Origin of the sequence: Schnuerera sp. (assembly GCF_035459645.1) — a bacterium.
Taxonomy (GTDB): Bacteria; Bacillota; Clostridia; order Tissierellales; family Tepidimicrobiaceae; genus Schnuerera.
Genome location: NZ_DATHXO010000389.1, coordinates 1 through 4693, shown reverse-complemented (window position 1 = coordinate 4693; position 4693 = coordinate 1). Strand labels below are relative to the sequence as shown.

Genomic DNA, 4693 nt, shown 5'->3' with positions numbered 1-4693 from the left:
AAACTTCCTAGAAGCAAAAAAGATATAGAATTAAAAGCACCTATGCCTAAAGATATCCAAAATTTAATTAATCACTTGAAATAATCATTATTATATATGAGCTTTAGCATTATGAGCAAGTTGCTAAAGCTCATATATTATGTATTATTTTCTTTTTCAGTAGATTTTTTTGGTGTATCCAAAGTTTTCATTATTTCTAGCATTTTAGTCATATCTTTTATTTTTTTCTTCTCTTTTTCGTCTTTATCGTCCATTAACGGTTCCATTAAATTTATGATATTTGAAGGATCTTTTAGAGAGTCTGGGTTTGTCATAATAGAGTTCAATATAAGAAATAATTTATTGAATTTATCCATAGTTAAGATCATTTCCACTACTGTACCCGTTTTATCTATTTCTTCTTTTGGAAATTCTTTTTTGATAGTCTGAGCTATGTAACTTAAACGTTCTTGGTTATTTTCAACAGGTATAGTTTCTTGTATATAATTAGTTTCTGAAGTTTGTAAGAATTCCATAGTTTGATGTAAACTGATTAATTTTTCTGTGATCATTAATGCTTTATTTATAGAAGGCAGAATTTCTTCTGGAAAATAAGGACCGATCTTTTTGAGAATTTGTATTTTCTCCATAGTATAAGGTATATCTAAATCTATAATTTTAGATCCATCCCTTATTAGATTGATGTTTTCATTTTTCTTATCTTTTACAAAAGTTAATAAAAAGATTAAAATTAACCCATTATACATTAGAAGTCCTCCTAAAATTAAATATATATATATCTATTCTATGCTAGAACATAGAATAAAGTTACAAATTTAATTGTAATATATTTAATACTTAGCTCATAAATTAGATTAAAACCTATAGGGAGGGAGTTATAGTGGAAAAAGATGAAAATATAAATAAAGCTATGGATGAGTTTAAAGAGTTTCAACCTTCAGAAGAGCAAATAGAGATAATAGAAGGATTAGCAGAATCCTATTCTGATAAGTCTGAAGATGATATATTTGTAGAGATAATAAAAATGAATGAAGATATGGAATCTAAAATGAGTCAAGAAGAATATGAAGCCATATTTGAAAAATTAAATAGTATACGACCTCTATTGAATGAAGAACAATTAAAAAAACTGGATAAAATATTATATATTTTAGGAAAAGATTAATTTTATTTTAAATGAATAATTAAGGAAAAATTAGAGATTCTTTGCTTTACTTAAAAAAGGAAATCATAGATTGTAAACCTTATTATTTTAAGTATTAGCAAAGAATCTCAGTTTTTATTACCAAATTTATGAAATGGACAAGGCTTAGTGATAATGTTATAATTTTAATAGTATTATGTAAACTAAGGAGGCAAATATAATGAAAATAAATGGAAAAATAAAACTATTATTAGTTTTAATTATATCCATTGGATTGTTTTCAAGTATATATTTTTATATAAACAATGATAAAGAATACGAAGAAATTCCATATAAACTATTCTTAGAACAGGTTGAAGATGGAGATGTTGATGAAGTTGAAATCAACGATACTGAGAAACTTATTGGCAAATTGAGTAATGGAACAGAATTTACTACTGATAATCCAAGGCTGGAAAATTTTAAAGAATATTTACTATTAAATAATGTTAAAGTAGTAGAAGGAGATAGAAATGGAGTTGTAAATCAAGGAATAAGTTTTATTTTAATGATGATAGGTATTGGAGGGGTAGCATTTTTAATTAAAAATAATTCAAAGCAAGCAGAAAAAGAAATGGCTACCATGTCTAATCTGAACACTGAAAACACATCCACAGGTAAGGTTACTTTTGACGATGTGGCTGGTAATGAAGAAGCTAAAGAATCTTTAAAAGAGTTAGTAGATTTTATACAGGAACCTGAAAAATACATTAAATATGGTGCCAGATTACCTAGAGGTGTACTATTATATGGACCTCCTGGAACGGGAAAAACTTTACTAGCTAAAGCATTAGCATCTGAGGCAAAAGTACCTTTCTATGCTGTATCCGGCTCAGATTTTATTCAAGTATATGCTGGTTTAGGTGCAAGTAGGATAAGAGAGTTGTTTAAAAGAGCAAAGGATAGTGGTAAATCTGTAATATTTATTGATGAAATTGATTCCTTAGGGAAGAAAAGAAAAGGGGTAAATTCTCAAAATGGTAGTGAAGAAGGAGATAGGACATTAAATGCTTTATTAACTGAAATGTCAGGTTTTAAAGGTAACGAAGGCATAATCGTTTTAGCAGCTACTAATAGGATTGACACTTTAGATGAGGCTCTATTAAGACCAGGAAGATTTGATAGACAGATAGAAGTTGGGCTGCCAGATGTAAATGCTAGATTGGCTATTTTAGAACTTCACAGTAAAAACAAACCTATATCCAAGGAGGTAGATCTACAAAAAGTTGCATTAGAAACCGTCTATTTCAGTGGTGCAAAACTGGAAAATTTAATGAATGAATCAGCTATGATTGCTGCTAGAAATAAAGAAAGACGAATTACTATGGAACATATAAACAAAGCATATTTTACAGTACTTGTAGGGGATGAAAAAAAGGATAGAAGCAGTATTTCTTTAGAAGATAAAAGAATTACAGCCTATCATGAGGCAGGACATGCATTAGTAGCTAAAAAGCTTTCTAATTTAAATAGGGTTACCAAGGTAAGTATCATACCTAGTACTAAAGGTATGGGAGGATTTAGTTTAAACATACCTCCAGATAAGTTGTACCAAACTAAAAAAGATATTATATCCAATATTATGATTGCATTAGGAGGAAGAGCAGCAGAAGAAATAATTTTTGGTAAAGATAATATTACTACAGGTGCTTCTTCTGATCTTCAAAAAGCAACGGAAATGACATTATCTATGATTGGATCTTATGGAATGGATGACCAATTAGGTTTAATTAATTATAATGTTATTTTGAATAGCAACTTAAATACAGATATTTCTCTTATGGAACGAACTAAAGAGATGTTAGAAAATTTGTATTTAGATACAAAAAAATTATTAAGTGTAAATAAAGGATATTTAGATATAATTGCAAATAAACTAATTATAAAAGAATCATTAAATGAAGAAGAATTGAATCAAATATTAGCAGAATAGTAAAAAGTTTTCATTATTAATTTTAGCTGTTACTTGCAGGTTATATATATAAAGGGTATAATATATATAGAAAATATTTCTGCGGTGTGCGTTAGTCCAAATAATTCAACCGACATAGTAGACACGGGAGTTCGAGTTCAGCAGTGTAGAGCAAGCCTTCTTTGGATGGAAGCTTCAAGCTGTTGACAGGGCACCCACCTTGTGAGAGGCGGGTGTGAATTATTGGAAGGACGGCACTGCGGGAATACAAAGGTCCTTTAGAACCTAGGTTCTAAAGGACCTTTGTATATTATACTCTATTTAAGTAAATGATAAATGTAGATTCTTTACGTGAAAGGAAAATCAATATGAAATCAATATGCCCATTATGTAATGGTTTATATAAAGTAGAATACAATTGTACTAAATGTAACGCTATTATGGAAGACAAAGGGCCAATGGTAAATTTGATGGATGATTACAGCCCCTATCTATTAGATGAAATAAGTCATTTTGTAGATGGAGTTAAAAGAGATGAATGTATCCATATTTACCAATGCCCAAATTGTGGTTATAAACAAAGTTACTCAATAGAAAGAAAAGAGGTTTAGCCTATATGTATAGGGAACTTTTTTCTTCCTTTGAAGATATAAATATATTTAAATCCTAATTCACGAAGAAGTTTTTCTACTTCTCTATATTCATATCCTATGAATTCTGGACAATGGGCGTCAGAGCCTACTGTTATAATTTCACCGCCTAATTCTTTATATAGTTTTAAAATTTCAATTTTAGGATGATAATAACCTAAACCATATTTTACTCCAGCAGTATTAATTTCAATTCCTTTATCTTTACGAATTACTAGCTTTAAGATATCTTCTACTAAAGCGGCATATTTTTTAAATTCAGGTATCTGGGAAAAACTCTCAAAGTATCTATCAATATAATCCAAATGTCCTAGAACATCATAATTCTCATAGTTTTTAACTATGTGGTATAAAGTATCATAATATATATTCAAAGCTTCTATAGGTTTTTTATTATAGGTAAAATTGTCACCATGTATATCTTTTCTGTCGATTGTATGTAAAGACATTATGACGAAATCAAAAGGATTGTTGTTGATAAATTTGTCATATCTAGTATAAAGCTGGGGCTGCATTCCAATTTCAACTCCAGTCAATATTTCAATTTTATCCATATATTTATATTTAACTTGCTTTATTTTTTTAAAATAATCTTTTGGTCTAAAATCAATATCTATTCTATTTTCCGTTACATCAAAATCTATATGATCAGTAAAGCAAATACTTTTCATATTTTTGTTAATTGCTTCTAATACCATTTCTTCCATTAAATATTTGCTATCTATAGAAAAATCACTATGAATATGACAATCATACATTTTCAACACCCCTATTATAATTTTTGAAATGTGAATAACTAAAATCAAGCAAAGAAATCTTCTTTAAATTGAAGTTTATATAAATCATGATAAATACCTTCTTTTTCTAATAGTTCTTGATGACTTCCCATTTCTTTAATAACCCCTTTACTCAATACTATTATTTTATCTGAATTTTGTATAGTAGATA

5 protein-coding genes and 1 other RNA gene are annotated in these 4693 nt (G+C 28.3%); 4 read left to right on the top strand and 2 right to left on the bottom strand.

Going from position 1 to position 4693, the window contains the following annotated elements:
- Positions 1 to 137: 137 nt before the first annotated feature.
- The gene (locus tag VK998_RS09205) at positions 138 to 746 is read right to left on the bottom strand and encodes a hypothetical protein (RefSeq protein ID WP_325227827.1); all 609 of its coding nucleotides are present in this window, start codon (positions 744 to 746) and stop codon (positions 138 to 140) included.
- 134 nt (positions 747 to 880) lie between these two features.
- Between VK998_RS09205 and VK998_RS09200 the strand changes: the two genes are divergently transcribed.
- The 4 genes from VK998_RS09200 to VK998_RS09185 all read left to right on the top strand — a co-directional run bounded on the left by VK998_RS09200 (position 881) and on the right by VK998_RS09185 (position 3706).
- A complete protein-coding gene (locus VK998_RS09200) occupies positions 881 to 1165 on the top strand; it encodes a hypothetical protein (protein ID WP_325227826.1) in 285 nt (94 codons plus the stop codon).
- Positions 1166 to 1364: 199 nt separating this feature from the next.
- Positions 1365 to 3116, top strand: coding sequence for an ATP-dependent metallopeptidase FtsH/Yme1/Tma family protein (locus VK998_RS09195; RefSeq protein WP_325227825.1), 1752 nt, complete (start codon positions 1365 to 1367; stop codon positions 3114 to 3116).
- A 73-nt stretch (positions 3117 to 3189) separates the two neighbouring features.
- A non-coding RNA gene (gene ssrS / locus VK998_RS09190) (6S RNA) lies at positions 3190 to 3365 on the top strand.
- 59 nt (positions 3366 to 3424) lie between these two features.
- On the top strand, positions 3425 to 3706 hold the full coding sequence (locus tag VK998_RS09185) for a hypothetical protein (protein ID WP_325227824.1): 282 nt from the start codon (positions 3425 to 3427) through the stop codon (positions 3704 to 3706).
- On the opposite strand, the gene VK998_RS09180 is transcribed toward VK998_RS09185, so the two are convergent.
- Positions 3703 to 4503: a histidinol-phosphatase HisJ family protein gene (locus VK998_RS09180; RefSeq protein WP_325227823.1), complete on the bottom strand. Its 801-nt coding sequence runs from the start codon at positions 4501 to 4503 to the stop codon at positions 3703 to 3705. The genes VK998_RS09185 and VK998_RS09180 overlap by 4 nt on opposite strands.
- Between the last annotated feature and the right edge of the window lie 190 nt (positions 4504 to 4693).